General features: G+C 73.2%; 15 protein-coding genes and 1 pseudogene. 9 read left to right on the top strand and 7 right to left on the bottom strand.

Going from position 1 to position 17,288, the window contains the following annotated elements; genetic code table 11:
- Window positions 1-26: 26 nt before the first annotated feature.
- Window positions 27-821 carry an adenosylcobinamide-GDP ribazoletransferase gene (locus tag ACH4NX_RS08525; RefSeq protein ID WP_398127746.1) on the bottom strand — a complete coding sequence of 265 codons (795 nt, stop codon included), beginning with the start codon at window positions 819-821 and terminating at the stop codon, window positions 27-29.
- A gap of 60 nt (window positions 822-881) precedes the next feature.
- Between ACH4NX_RS08525 and ACH4NX_RS08520 the strand changes: the two are divergent.
- Window positions 882-1,624: pseudogene (locus ACH4NX_RS08520) on the top strand (hypothetical protein).
- A gap of 122 nt (window positions 1,625-1,746) precedes the next feature.
- On the opposite strand, the gene cobT reads toward ACH4NX_RS08520, so the two are convergent.
- Window positions 1,747-2,829, bottom strand: a complete 1,083-nt coding sequence (gene cobT / locus ACH4NX_RS08515) for a nicotinate-nucleotide--dimethylbenzimidazole phosphoribosyltransferase (RefSeq protein WP_351392364.1) — start codon at window positions 2,827-2,829, stop codon at window positions 1,747-1,749.
- A gap of 166 nt (window positions 2,830-2,995) precedes the next feature.
- Between cobT and ACH4NX_RS08510 the strand changes: the two genes are divergently transcribed.
- Window positions 2,996-3,808: a class I SAM-dependent methyltransferase gene (locus ACH4NX_RS08510; protein ID WP_398127745.1), complete on the top strand. Its 813-nt coding sequence runs from the start codon at window positions 2,996-2,998 to the stop codon at window positions 3,806-3,808.
- A gap of 198 nt (window positions 3,809-4,006) precedes the next feature.
- On the opposite strand, the gene ACH4NX_RS08505 is transcribed toward ACH4NX_RS08510, so the two are convergent.
- The gene (locus ACH4NX_RS08505; protein WP_398127744.1) at window positions 4,007-5,206 is read right to left on the bottom strand and encodes a bifunctional adenosylcobinamide kinase/adenosylcobinamide-phosphate guanylyltransferase; all 1,200 of its coding nucleotides are present in this window, start codon (window positions 5,204-5,206) and stop codon (window positions 4,007-4,009) included.
- A 269-nt stretch (window positions 5,207-5,475) separates the two neighbouring features.
- On the opposite strand from ACH4NX_RS08505, the gene ACH4NX_RS08500 reads away from it, so the two are divergent.
- Entirely contained in the window at window positions 5,476-5,739 is a 264-nt protein-coding gene (locus tag ACH4NX_RS08500; protein WP_398127743.1) for a hypothetical protein, read from the top strand.
- 43 nt (window positions 5,740-5,782) lie between these two features.
- Here ACH4NX_RS08500 and ACH4NX_RS08495 read toward each other — a convergent pair whose 3' ends face one another.
- The 3 genes from ACH4NX_RS08495 to ACH4NX_RS08485 all read right to left on the bottom strand — a co-directional run bounded on the left by ACH4NX_RS08495 (window position 5,783) and on the right by ACH4NX_RS08485 (window position 8,385).
- Window positions 5,783-6,901, bottom strand: a complete 1,119-nt coding sequence (locus tag ACH4NX_RS08495) for a S1C family serine protease (protein WP_398127742.1) — start codon at window positions 6,899-6,901, stop codon at window positions 5,783-5,785.
- Window positions 6,902-6,961: 60 nt separating this feature from the next.
- Window positions 6,962-7,663, bottom strand: coding sequence for a methyltransferase domain-containing protein (locus ACH4NX_RS08490; RefSeq protein ID WP_351392349.1), 702 nt, complete (start codon window positions 7,661-7,663; stop codon window positions 6,962-6,964).
- Window positions 7,664-7,746: 83 nt separating this feature from the next.
- Window positions 7,747-8,385 carry a DUF3043 domain-containing protein gene (locus tag ACH4NX_RS08485; protein ID WP_351392519.1) on the bottom strand — a complete coding sequence of 213 codons (639 nt, stop codon included), beginning with the start codon at window positions 8,383-8,385 and terminating at the stop codon, window positions 7,747-7,749.
- Between the two features lie 270 nt (window positions 8,386-8,655).
- Between ACH4NX_RS08485 and ACH4NX_RS08480 the strand changes: the two genes are divergently transcribed.
- From ACH4NX_RS08480 to ACH4NX_RS08460, 5 genes are all read left to right on the top strand, one after another.
- Complete coding sequence (locus ACH4NX_RS08480) at window positions 8,656-9,447, top strand: PspA/IM30 family protein (protein ID WP_351392346.1); 792 nt, start codon at window positions 8,656-8,658, stop codon at window positions 9,445-9,447.
- A gap of 20 nt (window positions 9,448-9,467) precedes the next feature.
- Window positions 9,468-9,752, top strand: coding sequence for a hypothetical protein (locus ACH4NX_RS08475; RefSeq protein WP_351392344.1), 285 nt, complete (start codon window positions 9,468-9,470; stop codon window positions 9,750-9,752).
- A gap of 166 nt (window positions 9,753-9,918) precedes the next feature.
- Entirely contained in the window at window positions 9,919-11,253 is a 1,335-nt protein-coding gene (locus ACH4NX_RS08470) for a histidine kinase (RefSeq protein ID WP_351392341.1), read from the top strand.
- A complete protein-coding gene (locus ACH4NX_RS08465; protein ID WP_351392338.1) occupies window positions 11,250-11,933 on the top strand; it encodes a response regulator transcription factor in 684 nt (227 codons plus the stop codon). Before ACH4NX_RS08470 ends, ACH4NX_RS08465 begins: the two co-directional genes overlap by 4 nt.
- Window positions 11,934-12,112: 179 nt before the next feature.
- The gene (locus ACH4NX_RS08460) at window positions 12,113-15,232 is read left to right on the top strand and encodes an efflux RND transporter permease subunit (RefSeq protein WP_398127741.1); all 3,120 of its coding nucleotides are present in this window, start codon (window positions 12,113-12,115) and stop codon (window positions 15,230-15,232) included.
- Between the two features lie 103 nt (window positions 15,233-15,335).
- Here ACH4NX_RS08460 and nadA read toward each other — a convergent pair whose 3' ends face one another.
- Window positions 15,336-16,520, bottom strand: coding sequence for a quinolinate synthase NadA (nadA, locus tag ACH4NX_RS08455; protein ID WP_351392332.1), 1,185 nt, complete (start codon window positions 16,518-16,520; stop codon window positions 15,336-15,338).
- A 252-nt stretch (window positions 16,521-16,772) separates the two neighbouring features.
- Here nadA and ACH4NX_RS08450 point away from each other — a divergent pair, with 252 nt between their 5' ends.
- The gene (locus ACH4NX_RS08450) at window positions 16,773-17,129 is read left to right on the top strand and encodes an iron-sulfur cluster assembly accessory protein (RefSeq protein WP_279566575.1); all 357 of its coding nucleotides are present in this window, start codon (window positions 16,773-16,775) and stop codon (window positions 17,127-17,129) included.
- The last annotated feature ends 159 nt before the right edge of the window (window positions 17,130-17,288 follow it).

Raw genomic sequence — 17,288 nt, 5'->3', positions numbered from 1 at the left:
GTCGCGGGTTCGCGGGGTGCGGGGGCTCAGCCGAGGACCAGCACCACGAGGGCGGTGGTGGCCGCCGTCTCCGCGACCCCGCCGAAGACGTCACCGGTGACCCCGCCGAAGCGGCGGACGCAGTGCCGCAGCAGCAGTTCGGCGACGACGGCGGCGGCCGGCACGGCGAGCGCCGCGCGCACCACGCCGTACGGCCCGTCGAACGTCCCGAAGAGCGCGCCCGCCGCCGCCCCGCCCGCCGTGACGACGGCGGCGACGGCCAGCGCGCCACCCACCGGCACCACCCCGGCGACCGCCGCGCCCAGTCCCTCCGGGCGGGCGGCGGGCACCCCGGCCCGGGCGGCGAGCGTGAGCGCCAGCCGGGCGGCGGTCGCCGAGACCACGGCGGCGAGCGCGCCCCACGCCCAGGAAGCGTCGTAGGCCTGGGTCAGCGCGGCCACCTGGGCGAGCAGCACGAGAACGAGGGACAGTACGCCGAACGGACCGATGTCCGACTGCTTCATGATGCGCAGCGCGTCCTCGGCGGGCTTCCCGCTGCCGAGCCCGTCCGCGGTGTCGGCCAGCCCGTCCAGATGCAGCCCCCGGGTGAGTACGGCGGGCACGGCGGCCGTGGCGACCGCGGCGAGCGTACTTCCCGCGCCCAGGAACAGCAGCAGGAGCCCGACGGCGGCGGCGGCGGCGCCGACGGCCAGCCCGGCCAGCGGCGCGCACAGCATGCCGCCGCGCGCCGCCTCCCGGTCCCAACGGGTCACCCTGACCGGGAACACGGTGAGGGTGCCGAACGCGAAACGGAGGCCGTCGGGGAAGGGGGTCCTGAGCACCGGCGCAGACTACCCGGCGGTCACCGGGGCACGAGCCCCGCCCGGGGCTAAAGTGCGCATATGGGAGATTGGTGGCAGCGCAACATCATGGAACCGGGCAAGCTGCCGCTGCTCCTCGCCCTGGCGGCCTTCGTGCTGACGTTCGTGGTCACCCGGGTCGTCACCCGCCTCATCCGGGCCGGGAAAGGCCCCTTCGGCAACGTGCGGGCCGGCGGGGTGCACATCCACCACGTCGTCCCGGGGATCGTCCTCACCGTCGTCGGAGGCTTCGGCGCGGTCGCGGGGGGCCGGCACGGGTTCGGCTCCGCCCTGGCGGCGGTGGTCTTCGGCATCGGGGCGGGCCTCGTCCTCGACGAGTTCGCGCTGATCCTGCACCTCGACGACGTCTACTGGACCGAGGCGGGCCGCAAGAGCGTGGAGGTCGTGGTGGTCACCGCGGCCCTGGTCGGCCTGCTGCTCGCCGGATTCACGCCGTTCGGCGTCGACGGCATGTCCGAGGACGAGTTGCGGGACCGCGCCAACGTCACCGCGACCGTCGCGGGGAACTTCTTGTTCTCCCTCCTCGCCCTGGCGAAGGGCAAGGCCCGCCTCGCGATCTTCGGTGTGGTCGTCCCCGTCGTCGCCCTGGTCGGCGCCGTCCGCCTGGCCCGCCCTGGGCCCGCCGCTTCTACGGCCGCCGCCCGCGCGCCCGCGCCAAGTCCCGGCTGCGCGCCTACCGCCACGACCGCCGTTGGTCCGGCCCCCGCCGCGCCGTCCAGGACTGGATCGGCGGCCACCCCGACCCGCCCCCCACCCGCCACTGACACGCCGGCCGCGGGCAGCGACGGGTGGGCGGTGGCCGGCGGGGGCGTCCCGGCAGGCCGGCAGCGCGGGGCCGCACGCCCCCCCGCCCGCACTCACGCGGGGTGGCCGGGGCGGCGTCGGCTCACTCGTCGTCGACCGGGGCCTCACTGCCGGAACCGTCGGAGACCTCCGGCAGCTCCGCCGCCAACGCCGCCGCGGCCTGCACCAGCGGCAACGCCAGCAGGCCTCCCGCCCCTTCGCCCACGGTCACGCCCTGGGACAGCAGCGGCTCCAGGGCCATCCGGTCCAGCGCCTTGGCCTGGCCCGGCTCCCCGCTGTCGTGCGCGGCCAGCCACCAGTCCGGCGCCCGGAAGGCGACCCGCTGCCCGACCAGCGCGCACGCGGCCGACACGACACCGTCCAGGATCACCGGCGTCTTCCGTACCGCGCTCTGCAGCAGGAAGCCCGTCATGGCGGCGAGATCGGCGCCGCCCACCGTCGCGAGCAGCCGCAACTGGTCCCCGAGCACCGGCCGGGCCCGGCGCAGCGCGTCGCGGATCGCCGCGCACTTGCGCATCCAGGCCAGGTCGTCGATCGCCAGCCCGCCCCGCCCGGTGACGACCGACGCGTCCGTTCCGCACAGCGCGGCGACCAGCACGCCCGCCGCGGTGGTCCCGCCCACGCTCACATCACCGAGGACCACCAGGTCGGTGCCGGAGTCGGCCTCCTCGTCGGCCACCGCCATCCCGGCCCGGAAGGCGGCCTCCGCCTCCTCGAGGGTCAGCGCGTCCTCGACGTCGATGCGCCCGCCGCCGCGCCGCACCCGGTGCCCCGCCACCTCGGCCGGCAACGTCTCCGGGTCGCAGTCCAGTGCCATGTCGACGACCCGCACCGGCACGCCGAGCCGCCGGGCGAGCACGGACACGGGCCGGCCGCCCTCCAGAACCTCCCGCACCAGTTCCCCGGCGCCGCCCGCGGGCCGCGCCGAGACGCCCAGCTCGGCGACCTTGTGGTCGCCGGCGAAGAGCACCACCCGGGGCCGTTCGACCGGCCGCACCGGTACGGCGGACTGCGCCGCGGCCAGCCACTCACCCAGGTCGTCCAGGCGGCCCAGCGATCCCGGCGGGACGGCCTGACGCTCCCGGCGCGCCTCGGCGTCGCGGCGCACCCCGCCGTCGGGGCGCTCGATCAGATCGGTGAAGTCGTCGAGATTCAGCGAGCTCATTCGCCGAACAGTACCGGCCCCGGTCGAACACGACGGCGGGCCCGTGCGCACCGCGCCCGGGCGGCGTCGTTGCGCCCCGGATCGCGATCACCTACGTAACGTTTTGCGCGGATTGTCGTATGCCGCCCTCCTGTCTGCTCTCCTCCTCTCGTGCCGGGAGCCGCCCATGTCCGCACCCTCCGCACCCTCCGGCCCCTCGGCGCCGCGTCCCGCACCCCAAGTGCCTCCCGTGCCCCGGTACGGGCCGCGCCGCGAGGACTGCCCCTGGTGCGGCTCCCGGCGGCTGCGCACCCGCCCGCGCCGCGAGGAACCGAGCCGGGGCGCCCCCGGCAGATCCGTCCTCGAACGCTGCCTGGACTGCCGGCACGCCTTCCGCAACCCTCCGCCCACGCTCGGCCCGGAACACCCACTGGTCCGGGCCGCAGTCCGTCTGAGGCACGGCCTGGCCGCCCGCGCGATGCTCCGCCGCTGCCCCGGCCCGGAGAGCTGGCTGGACGTCGGCACCGGTGACGCCGACTTCCCCCACGCCGCGCGCGCCCACTTCCCGTACACCTCCTTCGACGGCCTGGACCCCAGCCACCGCGTCCTGCGCGCCCGCGCGGTCGAGCGCGTCGAGGAGGCGTTCGTCGGCCGTCTGACGGACCCGCACATCGCGGCCCGTCTGCGCGCCCGCTACGACGTCGTCAGCCTCTTCCACCACCTGGAACGCGTCCCGGACCCGCGCGCCGAACTGCGCGCCGCCCTCCACGTGCTCCGCCCCGGCGGTCATCTGCTCGTGGACGTGGCGGACCCGCGCCGCCTGCTCGTCCCCGGCGCCTCGCACCCGGCGGGTCTGCGCGTCGAACTGGCGGCACAGGGCTGCACGGTGCTCACCGGCGCGCGGGCCCACCGCGTCATCGCGCGCAAGGACGCGTCAGCGCCGTGGTATCCGTCAGTCCCGTGGTATCCGTCAGCCTCGCGGTATCCGTCGGCCCCGTAGTACCCGTCGGCCCCGCCGTAGTGCCGCCCGTGGCCCGGTACACCGCACCCGGGCCCTGTGCACCACTCGTGTGCCTGTAGCGCCCCCCGTGGCCCCGTAGCCCCGTGGCCCCGTGGCCCCGTAGCCCCCTAGTACCAGCCACGGGACCGACGGCACCGCCGTGGGGCCCGCGGTACCGCCCGTGGGACCCGGCGCCCGTCAGCCGCGCAGCACCAGCGCCTGTCCCGCCACCACCAGCAGCACCTGCTCGCACTCACCCGCGAACGCCGCGTTCAGCCGACCGAGTTCGTCCCGGTAGCGGCGGCCCGACGCCGTGGCCGGCACGATCCCCGAGCCCACCTCGTTCGACACGGCCACGACGGTGCGCCGCGTGCCGCGGACCGCCTCCGTCAGTTCCCGTACCCGGTCCCGCAGGGCCCGTTCCCCGCCGTCGGCCCACTCCGCGTCGTCCCACGCCCCGACGGCGTCCATCGCGTCCGTCAGCCACAGCGACAGACAGTCGACGAGCAGCGCCGGCCCGTCGTCCTTGAGCAGCGGGATCAGGTCGCACGTCTCGACGGTGCGCCAGGACCCCGGCCGCCGCTCCCGGTGGGCGCAGACCCGGGCCGCCCACTCGGTGTCCCCGTTGCGTGAACCCCCCGTCGCGACGTACAGCACCTCGGGAAAGGCCTCCAGCCGCCGCTCGGCCTCCACCGACTTCCCCGACCGGGCACCGCCCAGCACCAGCGTGCGCCGCGGCACGTCGGGCACGTCCTCGTAGGAGCCCACCACCAGCGTCGTCCCGTCCGGCACCGCCCGGGCCCCGGCCGCCGAGAGCCGCCGCGCCAGCTCCGGTCCCGGCGGCACGTCGTGACCGAGGTGGACGGCGACGACGTCCGTCGTCGGGCCCACCGCGCCCACCGCCCGCAGCCTCGCCAGCGCGTCCGGCCGCCCCACGACGTCCGCGAGGACCAGGTCGTACGTCTCGGCGGGCTCCTCCAGACCGGCCGGCGCCCCGCCCGGCGGCAGGTACAGCAGCCGCTGTCCGTCCGGACCGCTCACGGCGTACCCGGTGCCCGGCGAGTCCATCGCCACCGCCCGCACCCGGTGCCCGGTCAGCAGCGCCAGCTCCCGCCCGTCCGGCACCCGCCCCGGCTGCGGCAGCCCGGCCGGCACCTCCACGGCGGGGCCGTCGTGCGGGTGCGACAACAGCACCTGCCGTACGCCGGTCAGGGAGCGCCCGGCGCGCGCGGCGGCGAACGCGGCGCCGGGCGTCAGGTCGAGCAGCAGCGCCCCGTCCACCAGCAGCGCGGTCGCCGCGCGCGCGTTCTCGCCCTGGGCCGCGGCACAGGCCGCGCAGGGACAGTCGGGGCGGGGGAGTCCCGCGGGGGCACCGGTGCCGAGCAGAGTCACGTCCACGCACCGATTTTCCCCGGTCACCCCGCGACATGCGCGCCCGAGGCCCCCATGGAGCGCGGGCGGCCCTCCACGGAGCGCGGCCGGCCCCCTCCCCGCTCACCCCCGCTCACCCCCTCCCGCCCCCGCTCGGCCCCTCCCGTCCCCGGTCCCGGCCGCTCTTGTCTCCCGGCCTTCTACGGCGCGACCGGCTCAGCGCATAGGCTGCGGTCGGAGGCCGGACCAAGATCCGGCTTCCGCTCTGCATGTGCTCACATTTCTTGGAGGCGTACATGGCGGCATGGACGTGGCGGTTCGAGACGGCCGACGGGACGGAGGTCCAGCCCGCGGTGCAGCCCGAGGAGTTCACGACGCAAGGGGACGCCGAGTCCTGGATCGGTGAGTACTGGAAGGACCTCAAGGAGGGCGGCACCGACCAGGTGCGGCTGTTCGAGGACGCCACCGAGATCTACGGCCCGATGAGCCTGCACGCCGAAGAGGCCGAGGCGGCCGAGGCGGCCGAGACGGCGGAGGCGGCCGACGAGCCGAAGGCCTGACCGGGCGGGCGGGGCCGGCCCGGTCAGGGCCCGCCCCGCCCCCTCACTGCTCGCCCAGCGTGACCTCGGCGGTCCGTTCGTCGTCGTCGCGGGTGTAGGTCACCTTCACCCGGTCACCCGGCCGCATCGGCGCCAGCGCCTCGGCCAGCGAGGTGATCGTGGTGATGTCCGTGTCACCCAGCCGGACGACGACGTCCCCGGGCCGCAGCCCCGCCTCGTCGGCGGCCCCGCCGTCGCTCACCTCGACGACGGCCACGCCCGCGGGCCGGTAGCCGTCGTCGACGACCGTACGGGCGGTGATGCCGAGCGCCGCCCGGCCCGAGTCGGTCACCCGGCCGTCCTCGATGATCTGGCCGGCGACCGTCCGCACCATCGACGCCGGGATCGCGAACCCGATGCCGGGCGCCGCGCTGTCGCCGAGGCCCGGGTCGGTCGCCGCCAGCGTCGGGATGCCGATGACCTGACCGTCGAGGTTCACCAGGGCGCCTCCGCTGTTGCCCGGGTTGATGGCCGCGGAGGTCTGCACCATGTTGCCGATGGTCGCTCCCGTACCGCCCCCGCCGCTGCCCTCGGTGACGGTCCGTCCGACCGCCGAGACGATGCCCTGCGTCACGCTGGAGGACAGCCCGAGCGGCGAGCCCATCGCCAGCACGATCTGCCCGACGTCCACCTTCGAGGAGTCGCCGAAGCGGGCCGCCTTCATGCCCTCGGGCACCCTCTCCAGCCTGATGACGGCGAGGTCCTGCTCGGGGTAGGAGGAGACGAGCTCGGCGGCGAGGGCTTCCTCGTTGCGGGCGGTCGTCACCCGGAAGTCCCTGTTCTCCCCGACGACGTGCGCGTTGGTGACGACGTGCCCCTTGTCGTCGTACACGACCCCCGAACCCAGGGAGTCGCCCGCCTGGATCTGCACGACCGACGGGAGCACGTCCTTGATCACCCGCTCGTAGTCGGCCTGGAGGTCGTTGGCCGCGAGCGGTGCGGCGGCCTGTGCCGTGTCGGCCTCACGCCCGCTCCGCGCCTGCGGGCCGGACCCGGCGCCGGTGTCGGAGCAGCCGGCGACGAGCAGCAGGGAGCAGGCCAGCGCGGCGCCCGGGCAGAGCAGCCGCGGCAGCACACGGGTACGGCGGGTACGGCAGACACGACGGGCACGGGAAGCATCCATGCCCCGAGTCTCATCGCGCGCCGCTGCCCCGGCCCCCGGTGAACACCCGAACGGGCGCCGCTACCCTCGCACCCCGCACAGGTGCAGCAGCGCCGCGACCCCGCGGTACGGGTCGGTCCGGCCGGCCCGCACCTCGGCGGCCAGCAGGATCTCCAGGTCGTCCGGGACCGGGGCGTCGTCGGGTGCCGCGTCCGTGAAGACGCGCACGCCGTACCAGGTGTGCAGCGGGGCGCCGATGCCGGCGAGCTTCGCCGTCAGCGTCGCCAGCCGGTCCGCGCGGACGTCGAGGCCCAGGTGATTGCGGTAGATGGTGGTGTCGAAGGCCGCCAGCGCGCCGGCCCACTCACCGTGCAGGCCCGGGCGCATGGCGAGCGCGTCGCCGTTGCGCACCAGCAGGGACAGCAGCCCGCCCGGCGCGAGCATCCGGGCCAGCCCCGCGAGCAGCGGGTCGGGCTCCTCGACGTACATGAGCACGCCGTGGCACAGCACCACGTCGAAGCTGCCCGGCAGGAAGTGGACGCCGGTGTCCCGGCCGTCGCCCTCGATGATCCGCATGCGCTCCCGGATGCCCTCGGGCTGGCCGGCGAGGGCGTCGCGCGCCGCGGTGATCATGGTGGCGTCCCGCTCCAGGCCGGTCACCTGGTGCCCGGCCCGGGCCAGCCGGAGCGCCTGGGTGCCCTGCCCCATGCCGACGTCGAGCACCCGCAGCCGCTTGCCGACCGGGAAGCGCCCGGCTATCTGCTCGTCCAGCTGCCGGGCCACCAGCTCCTGCCGTACGACGTCCCGCAGGCCGCCCAGCCTGTTCAGCCAGGCACCGGCCGCGCCCCCGGCGAACGGCGTCGTGCTCAGGGCCGCTCCCCGCGCTTGACCTGGGGCTTGGGCAGCCGGAGCCGGCGCATCTGGAGGGAGCGCATCAGCGCGTAGGCGACCGCGCCGCGCCTGCGGTCGTCGGGGAAGCGCTCGGCGAGGCGCTTCTTCAGCCGGAAGCCGGTGACGATCGAGTCCAGCACGATCGCGACGATCACGACCAGCCACAGCAGCAGCGCGACGTTCTGCAGGGCGGGCACCTGGATCATGCTCAGCACGAGGATGATCACGGCCATCGGCAGGAAGTACTCCGCGATGTTGAACCGCGAGTCGACGAAGTCGCGCGCGAACTTGCGGACCGGGCCCTTGTCACGGGCCGGCAGGTACCGCTCGTCGCCCTTCGCCAGCGCCTCGCGCTGTCGGGCCATCGCGGTCCGGCGCTCCTCGCGCTGGCGCTTGGCGGCGTCCTTGCGCGTCATCGGGGTGTTGGCGACGCTGCGGCGCTGGGACTGGGCCGCACTGCGCTTGGGCGTCGGCCTTCCCTTGGGGGCCTGCGGGTCACGGGGCTGATTGGAGTCGGTCACCGGCGTCTTGACGAGGCTCGGTGCCTTCTCTTCCTTGGCACGGCTACGGAACACAAAACCCAAGGGTACGGGGTCCCGGGGTGTGGACCCCAGTCCGGTGGGGAACGATCCGGCAACGCCGGTCGTCTGTAAGTGGACAGAGGGGACGTCGCGTACGCCCTCGGGCACCGGATCATTCCGGACAACCCGGGGACCACCTACTCCCTACGCCGGACCAGGAGCGTACGCAGTCGTCCTTGGGGATGAGCGCATCCGTCCCCGAACAGTGCGGTAATGGATGCAGGGCCCGTACTGTGGGTTCTGTCGCAGGTGCTGGAGCCGGAGTCGGTCAGAAGGGGGCGCGCGAAGCCCATGAGCGGTGTCATGAAGCGTATGGGGATGATCTTCCGCGCGAAGGCCAACAAGGCCCTTGACCGGGCCGAGGACCCGCGCGAGACCCTCGATTACTCGTACCAGAAACAGCTGGAGCTGCTGCAGAAGGTGCGCCGCGGGGTCGCCGACGTGGCGACCAGCCGCAAGCGCCTGGAGCTTCAGCTCAACCAGCTCCAGTCCCAGTCGTCCAAGCTGGAGGACCAGGGCCGCAAGGCGCTGGCGCTGGGCCGCGAGGACCTGGCCCGCGAGGCGCTCTCCCGGCGCGCCGCGCTCCAGCAGCAGGTCACCGACCTGGAGACGCAGCACGCCACGCTCCAGGGCGAGGAGGAGAAGCTCACCCTGGCGGCCCAACGCCTCCAGGCCAAGGTGGACGCCTTCCGTACGAAGAAGGAGACCATCAAGGCCACCTACACGGCGGCCCAGGCGCAGACCCGCATCGGCGAGGCCTTCTCCGGCATCTCCGAGGAGATGGGCGACGTCGGCCTGGCCATCCAGCGGGCCGAGGACAAGACCGCCCAGCTCCAGGCCCGGGCCGGCGCCATCGACGAACTGCTCGCCTCCGGCGCCCTGGACGACCAGTCCGGAATGCACAAGGACGACATCCAGGCCGAGCTGGACCGGCTCTCGGGTGGTACGGATGTAGAGCTGGAACTGCAGCGCATGAAGGCAGAACTGTCCGGGGGCAGCACCTCCGACCGGCAGGCCATCGAGGGCGGCCAGGACGAGGGCCGGGCGCAGTCCCAGCAGCAGCCGCAGGACACTCCGCGCTTCGACAAGCAGTAGCCCACGCCTAGGAGGGCGACATGATCGTACGGATCATGGGGGAGGGCCAGCTGACGCTGGCCGACGGCCGTCTGGCCGAGCTGAACAAGCTGGACGACGAGCTCCAGGCCGAGATGGAGAACGGCGACGGCCCCGGCTTCCGCGCGACCCTCCAGGCCCTCCTGGCCAAGGTCCGCGAGCTGGGCGAACCCGTCCCGGACGACTTCCTGGAGCCGTCCGGCCTCATCCTGCCGTCCCCGGACGCCACGCTGGAGGAGGTTCGGGAGCTATTGAGCGACGACGGCCTGATTCCGGGCGGAGCGTGAATCCTCCAGTTCGTCGTGGAGGTTCCCCCGCTCGGGCGATGCCGGGAGTGGGGGAGATGGAGGACGAGGCCGTCAGGCGGAGGTCCGGGGGCGCGGCCCCCCGCCGACGCCCACCGCATGCGGGCCCGCCGAGAAGACACGCCCGCTCCAGCCACCGTCAACAGCGGTGAGCGCCCTCGCCCGCGCCCGCTGCACCGTCGGCGCCCATCCCTACGCCCTGGACACGGCCATCGCGGCCGCCGTCCTGGTGTGCATGGTCGCCGGCTCCTTCGTGGACCCGCACGGTCCCGAGGGGGTCAGCTGGGCCCTGCGCACCCCCGATGTGCTCAGCCTGGCCCTCATGGCCGCCGGCGCCGCAGCCCTCGTCTTCCGCCGCCGCGCCCCCCTGGTGGTCCTCGCGGTCACCGGCGGTGTCGCCATCGTCGAGGGCGTCACCGGCGAGCCCCGCGCGCCCGTCGTCATGTCCGCCGTCGTCGCCCTCTTCACCGTCGCCGCCTCCACCGACCGCCCCACCACCTGGCGGGTCGGCCTGCTCACCATGACGGTGCTCACCGGCGCCGCCATGCTCGCCGGGTCGCTGCCCTGGTACGCGCAGGAGAACCTCGCCGTCTTCGCCTGGACCGGCATCGGCGCCAGCGCCGGGGACGCCGTCCGCAGCCGGCGTGCCTTCGTCCAGGCCATCCGGGACCGGGCCGAGAAGGCCGAGCGCACCCGGGAGGAGGAGGCCCGCCGCCGCGTCGCCGAGGAGCGGCTGCGTATCGCCCGCGACCTGCACGACGTGGTCGCCCACCACATCGCCCTGGTCAACGTGCAGGCCGGGGTCGCCGCCCACGTCATGGACAAGCGGCCCGACCAGGCCAAGGAGGCCCTCGCCCACGTACGGGAGGCCAGCCGCTCCGCGCTGGGCGAGCTGCGCGCCACCGTCGGTCTGCTCCGTCAGTCCGACGACCCGGAGGCCCCGACCGAACCCGCCCCCGGCCTGGACCGCCTCGGCGAACTCGTCGCCACCTTCCACCACGCCGGGCTGCACGTCGAGGTGGCCCGTACCGACGAGGGCACCGACCGGCCCACCGCCGTCGACCTGGCCGCCTACCGCATCATCCAGGAGGCGCTGACCAACGTGCAGAAGCACGCCGGGACGCGGGCGAAGGCCGAGGTCAGCATCGTCCGGGTGGGACCGAACATCGAGGTCACCGTGCTCGACGACGGCGGCGGCGAGGACGACGCCCCGGCCGGCCCCCCCGGCGCCTCCGCCAGGGTCTCCGGCACCTCTGCCAGGGTCTCCGACGTGCCCGCCAGGGCCTTCGTCTCTCCCAGGGACTCCGACGTCTCCGCCGGAGCCGTCACCGGCCAGGGCGGTCACGGCCTGCTCGGCATGCGCGAGCGCGTCACCGCCGTGCGCGGCACCCTCACCACCGGTCCCCGCTACGGAGGCGGCTTCCGGGTCCATGCGATCCTTCCGGTCAGGAACCGCGCCGATGCCTCGAAGGGCCCCGTATGACGATCCGTGTCCTGCTCGCCGACGACCAGGCGTTGCTGCGCAGCGCCTTCAGGGTGCTGGTCGACTCCGAGCCCGACATGGAGGTGGTGGGGGAGGCGTCCGACGGCGCGGAGGCGGCCCGGCTGGCCGCCGCACAGCGGGCCGACGTCGTGCTGATGGACATCCGGATGCCCGGCACCGACGGCCTCGCCGCCACCCGCCTGATCAGCGCCGACCCGGCCCTCGCCCATGTCCGCGTGGTCATCCTGACCACCTTCGAGGTCGACGACTACGTGGTGCAGTCGCTGCGCGCGGGCGCCTCCGGCTTCCTCGGCAAGGGCTCGGAACCCGAGGAACTGCTCAACGCCATCCGCGTCGCGGCCGGCGGCGAGGCGTTGCTGTCCCCGGTCGCCACCAAAGGGCTGATAGCCCGCTTCCTCGCCCAGGACGGAACGGCCGGTGAGGACCGCGACCCCGCCCGCGCCGAGCGGCTGGAGACGCTGACCGTGCGTGAGCGGGAGGTGCTGGTCCAGGTCGCCGGCGGGCACTCCAACGACGAGATCGCCGAGCGGCTGGAGGTCAGCCCGCTCACCGTCAAGACCCATGTCAACCGGGCCATGTCCAAACTGGGCGCCCGCGACCGGGCCCAGCTGGTCGTCATCGCCTACGAATCCGGGCTGGTACGTCCAAGGGTGGAGTGACCCGGGCCCCGGTGTACTGCGGCGGGAGTATGCGCGGGATAAGGAAATGGACCTGGGGCCTAGGGAACAGGGGTCACCCATGGCCCAGGGTGTTGGGGTGGGCGCTCACGTGTGGCGTCCGCGTGTGGCGCTGCATGTGCCCCGTCCTCCGCTCGGCCACAGAAGAGAGACCCTGATCCATGTCCTGGCTGTCGAGATTCAGCCTCGCGCAACGGGCCCTGATAGGGCTGATGTCGATCGTCGCGCTCGTTTTCGGGGCGATAGCGATCCCCCAGCTCAAGCAGCAGCTGCTGCCCACCATCGAACTGCCCATGGTCTCCGTGCTGGCGCCCTACCAGGGTGCCTCGCCGGACGTGGTCGAGAAGCAGGTCGTCGAACCGATCGAGGACAGTCTCGAAGCCGTCGACGGCATCTCGGGCATCACCTCGACGGCCAGTGAGGGCACCGCCGTCATCATGGCGTCCTTCGACTACGGCCCGGACACCCAGCAGCTCGTCGCCGACGTCCAGCAGGCCGTCAACCGGGCCGGCGCCCAGCTCCCGGACGACGTGGACCCGCAGGTCATCTCCGGGTCCACGGACGACATCCCGACCGTCGTCCTCGCCGTCACCTCGGACAAGGACCAGCAGGCGCTGGCCGACCAGCTCGACAAGACGGTCGTCTCCGAGCTGAAGGACATCGACGGGGTCGCCCAGGTCGTGGTCGACGGCGTCCGGGACGTCCAGGTCACCGTCACGCCCGACCAGGCGAAGCTGGCCAGGGCGGGCGTGGCTCCGCAGGCCCTCGCCCAGTCCCTGCAGGCCGGCGGCGCGACCGTCCCCGCGGGCTCCTTCGACGAGGAGGGCGCCAACCGCACCGTCCAGGTCGGCGGCGGCTACACCTCGCTGAAGCAGATCCAGGACCTCATGGTCACCGGCGAGGGCGTCGACAAGCCGGTCCGCCTCGGTGACGTCGCCACCGTCGAGGAGGAGGAGGCCAAGGCCACCTCCCTCACCCGTACCGACGGCAAGCCGTCCCTCGCCGTCGCCGTGACGATGGACCACGAGGGCAGCGCGGTCGCGATCTCCGACGCCGTCGAGGACAAGCTCCCCGAACTGCGCGAGCAGCTCGGCTCCGGCGCGACGCTCACCGTGGTCAGCGACCAGGGGCCGGCGGTGTCCAAGGCCATCAAGGGCCTGACCACCGAGGGCGGCCTCGGTCTGGTCTTCGCCGTCCTGGTCATCCTGGTCTTCCTGGCGTCGATCCGCTCCACCCTGGTCACCGCGGTCTCCATCCCGCTGTCGGTGGTGCTCGCCCTGATCGTCCTGTGGACCCGCGACCTGTCGCTGAACATGCTGACGCTGGGCGCCCTGACCATCTCCATCGGCCGGGTCGTCGACGACTCGATCGTGGTCCTGGAGAACATCAAGCGGCACCTCGGCTACGGCGAGGAGCGCCGGGAGGCCATCCTCAAGGCGGTCCGCGAGGTCGCCGGAGCGGTCACCTCCGCCACGCTCACCACGGTGGCCGTGTTCCTGCCGATCGGCCTGGTCGGCGGCATGGTCGGCGAGCTGTTCGGCTCCTTCAGCCTGACCGTGACCGCCGCGCTGCTGGCCTCCCTGCTGGTGTCGCTGACGGTCGTCCCGGTGCTGTCGTACTGGTTCCTGCGGCCGCCGAAGGACACGCCCGAGGACGCGGACGAGGCCCGCCGGCTGGCCGAGGAGAAGGAGGCCAAGAGCCGCCTCCAGCGCCTCTACGTCTCCGTCCTGGGCTTCGCCACCCGCCGCCGCCTGTCCAGCCTGGCCATCGCGGTCGTCGTGCTCATCGGCACGTTCGCCATGGCGCCGCTGCTGAAGACGAACTTCTTCGACCAGGGCGACCAGAAGGTCCTGAGCATCAGCCAGGAGCTGGAGCCGGGCACCAGCCTCGCGGCGACGGACGCCCAGGCCAAGAAGGTCGAGAAGCTGCTCGGCGAGACCGAGGGCATCAAGGACTTCCAGGTCACCATCGGTTCGTCCGGCTTCATGGCCGCCTTCGGCGGCGGCACGGACACCAACCAGGCCACGTACCAGCTCATGCTGGAGGACTCGGCGTCCACCGAGGACGTCCAGGACCACATCGAGGACGGGCTCGCGAAGCTCGACGGCATCGGCACCACCACGGTCGGCGCCGGTGGCGGCTTCGGCAGCCAGGACCTGAGCGTCGTCGTCAAGGCGGCCGACGCGCAGGTGCTGCGTGAGGCCTCCGAGGAGGTCCGCAAGACGGTCGCCGGGCTCGACGACGTCACCGACGTGACCAGCGACCTGGCGCAGAGCGTGCCGCGCATCTCGGTCAAGGCCAACGCGAAGGCCGCCGAGGCCGGGTTCACCGACCAGACGCTCGGCGCGGCCGTCGCCCAGGCCGTACGCGGCACCCCGGCGGCCAAGGCGGTCCTGGAGGACACCGAGCGCGACGTCGTCATCAGGTCGGCCCAGCCGGCCGAGACGCTGGCCCAGCTGAAGGCCCTGAACCTGGGTCCGGCCAAGCTCGGCGACATCGCCATGGTCGAGCTGGTGGACGGTCCGGTGTCGATGACCCGCATCGACGGGCAGCGTTCGGCGACCGTCACCGCCAAGCCGACCGGAGACAACACCGGGGCGGTGGGCACGGAACTCCAGTCGGAGATCAACGCGCTGGACCTGCCGGCCGGCGCCACGGCCGAGATCGGCGGCGTCACCGCCGACCAGGACGAGGCGTTCGTCAACCTGGGCCTGGCCATGCTCGCGGCGATCGCGATCGTGTTCATGCTGCTGGTCGGCACCTTCCGGTCGCTGGCCCAGCCGCTGATCCTGCTGGTGTCGATCCCGTTCGCGGCGACCGGCGCGATCGGCCTGCTGCTGGCGACGGGCACCCCGATGGGCGTCCCGGCGATGATCGGCATGCTGATGCTGATCGGCATCGTGGTCACCAACGCGATCGTGCTGATCGACCTGATCAACCAGTACCGCAAGCAGGGCTACGGCGTCGTCGAAGCGGTGATCGAGGGCGGCCGGCACCGTCTGCGGCCCATCCTGATGACGGCCCTGGCGACCATCTTCGCGCTGCTCCCGATGGCGCTGGGCATCACCGGCGAGGGCGGCTTCATCGCCCAGCCGCTGGCGGTGGTGGTGATCGGCGGCCTGATCACGTCGACCCTGCTGACCCTGCTGCTGGTGCCGACGCTCTACGCGATGCTGGAACTGCGCAAGGAGCGGCGCGCGAAGAAGAAGGCGGCGAAGAAGGACGGCGACGCGCCGTCCCCGTCGCAGGCATCGGACGAACCGGAGCCCGCGAACGTCTGACCGCGCGAGAACGGCTCAGGTCCCGCCCGACACCGAAGGTGGCCGGGCGGGACCTGAGCCGTTCGACAGCCCCGCACCTGACGGGCGGGTGGGAGAGGGCCCCCTACGGCAGGGCGAGCATCCGCTCCAGCGCCAGCTTCGCGAAGGCCTCGGTCTCCTTGTCGACCTCGATGCGGTTGACCAGGGTGCCCTCGGCGAGGGACTCCAGCGCCCAGACCAGGTGCGGCAGGTCGATGCGGTTCATGGTCGAGCAGAAGCAGACCGTCTTGTCCAGGAAGACGATCTCCTTGTCCTCGGAAGCGAAACGGTTCGCCAGCCGCCGGACCAGGTTCAGCTCGGTCCCGATGGCCCACTTGGAGCCGGCCGGGGCCGCCTCCAGGGCCTTGATGATGTACTCGGTCGAGCCGACGTGGTCCGCCGCCGCCACGACCTCGTGCCGGCACTCGGGGTGCACCAGGACGTTCACGCCCGGGATGCGCTCACGCACGTCGTTCACCGAGTCGAGGCTGAAGCGGCCGTGCACCGAGCAGTGACCCCGCCACAGGATCATCTTCGCGGCGCGCAGTTCCTCGGCGGTCAGCCCGCCGTTCGGCTTGTGCGGGTTGTAGAGGACGCAGTCCTCCAGCGACATGCCCATCTCCCGCACCGCGGTGTTGCGGCCGAGGTGCTGGTCGGGCAGGAAGAGCACCTTCTCGCCCTGCTCGAAGGCCCAGTTCAGGGCGCGCTCGGCGTTGGACGACGTACAGATGGTGCCGCCGTGCTTGCCGGTGAACGCCTTGATGTCCGCGGACGAGTTCATGTACGAGACGGGTACGACCTGCTCGGCGATCCCGGCCTCGGTCAGCACGTCCCAGCACTCGGCGACCTGCTCGGCGGTGGCCATGTCCGCCATGGAGCAGCCGGCGGCCAGGTCGGGCAGGACCACCTTCTGGTCGTCGGAGGTCAGGATGTCGGCCGACTCCGCCATGAAGTGCACACCGCAGAAGACGATGTACTCCGCCTCCGGGCGCGCGGCCGCTTCCCGGGCCAGCTTGAAGGAGTCACCCGTGACGTCGGCGAACTGGATGACCTCGTCGCGCTGGTAGTGGTGACCGAGCACGAAGACCTTGTCCCCGAGCTTCTCCTTGGCCGCGCGGGCGCGCGCGACCAGGTCGGGGTCGGAGGGCGAGGGCAGGTCGCCGGGGCACTCCACACCGCGCTCGCTCCTCGGGTCGGCCTCGCGGCCGAGAAGCAGCAGGGCGAGGGGCGACGGCTGTACGTCGAGCTCCTGGGTTTGGGCGGTGGTCACGACACCTACCCTTTCTACTTTTCGTCGAACTGACGCTATATATCATAACCGGTTCACGTCAGTTTGACGACGCCCATAGTGTCGGTGTGACGTGAATCCCGGCGCCGGAGCCGCTGTCCGCTTCCCGGGGCGTGTGCGAGCATGAAGGGAAGGCCGAGGGGCAAGACACGGGTTGGACCCCGGAATGAATCCGCGGCCCGGCCGGTTGAAACCGTCGGCAAGCAGTCTCCGTACAACCCGGGAGAGATGTAGATGTCCGTATCGGACGAGACCACCACCGTCACCGACGGCATCATCGTGACCGACGCCGCCGCGGCCAAGGTCAAGGCCCTGCTCGACCAGGAAGGCCGTGACGACCTCGCGCTGCGCGTCGCCGTCCAGCCCGGCGGCTGCTCCGGTCTGCGCTACCAGCTCTTCTTCGACGAGCGCTCGCTCGACGGCGACGTGGTGAAGGACTTCGACGGCGTCAAGGTCACCACCGACCGCATGAGCGCCCCGTACCTGGGCGGCGCCACCATCGACTTCGTGGACACGATCGAGAAGCAGGGCTTCACCATCGACAACCCGAACGCGACGGGTTCCTGCGCCTGCGGCGACTCCTTCAGCTGAGCCGCCGGCGGCTCACGCGCCACGGTCGTACAGAGGGCGGGGGGGGGGGGGGGGGGGGGCGGGCCCCCCCCCCCCCCGCGGCCCGCCCCCCCGGGGGGGGGGGGGGCCCCCCGGGCCCCCCCCCCGGCGCCACCCCCCCCCCCCCCCCCCCCCGCGCCG

It is taken from the genome of Streptomyces sp. NPDC017225 (genome assembly GCF_044331465.1).
In the GTDB taxonomy this organism is placed as follows: Bacteria; Actinomycetota; Actinomycetes; order Streptomycetales; family Streptomycetaceae; genus Streptomyces.
This window is presented reverse-complemented; position numbering and strand designations above follow the sequence as displayed.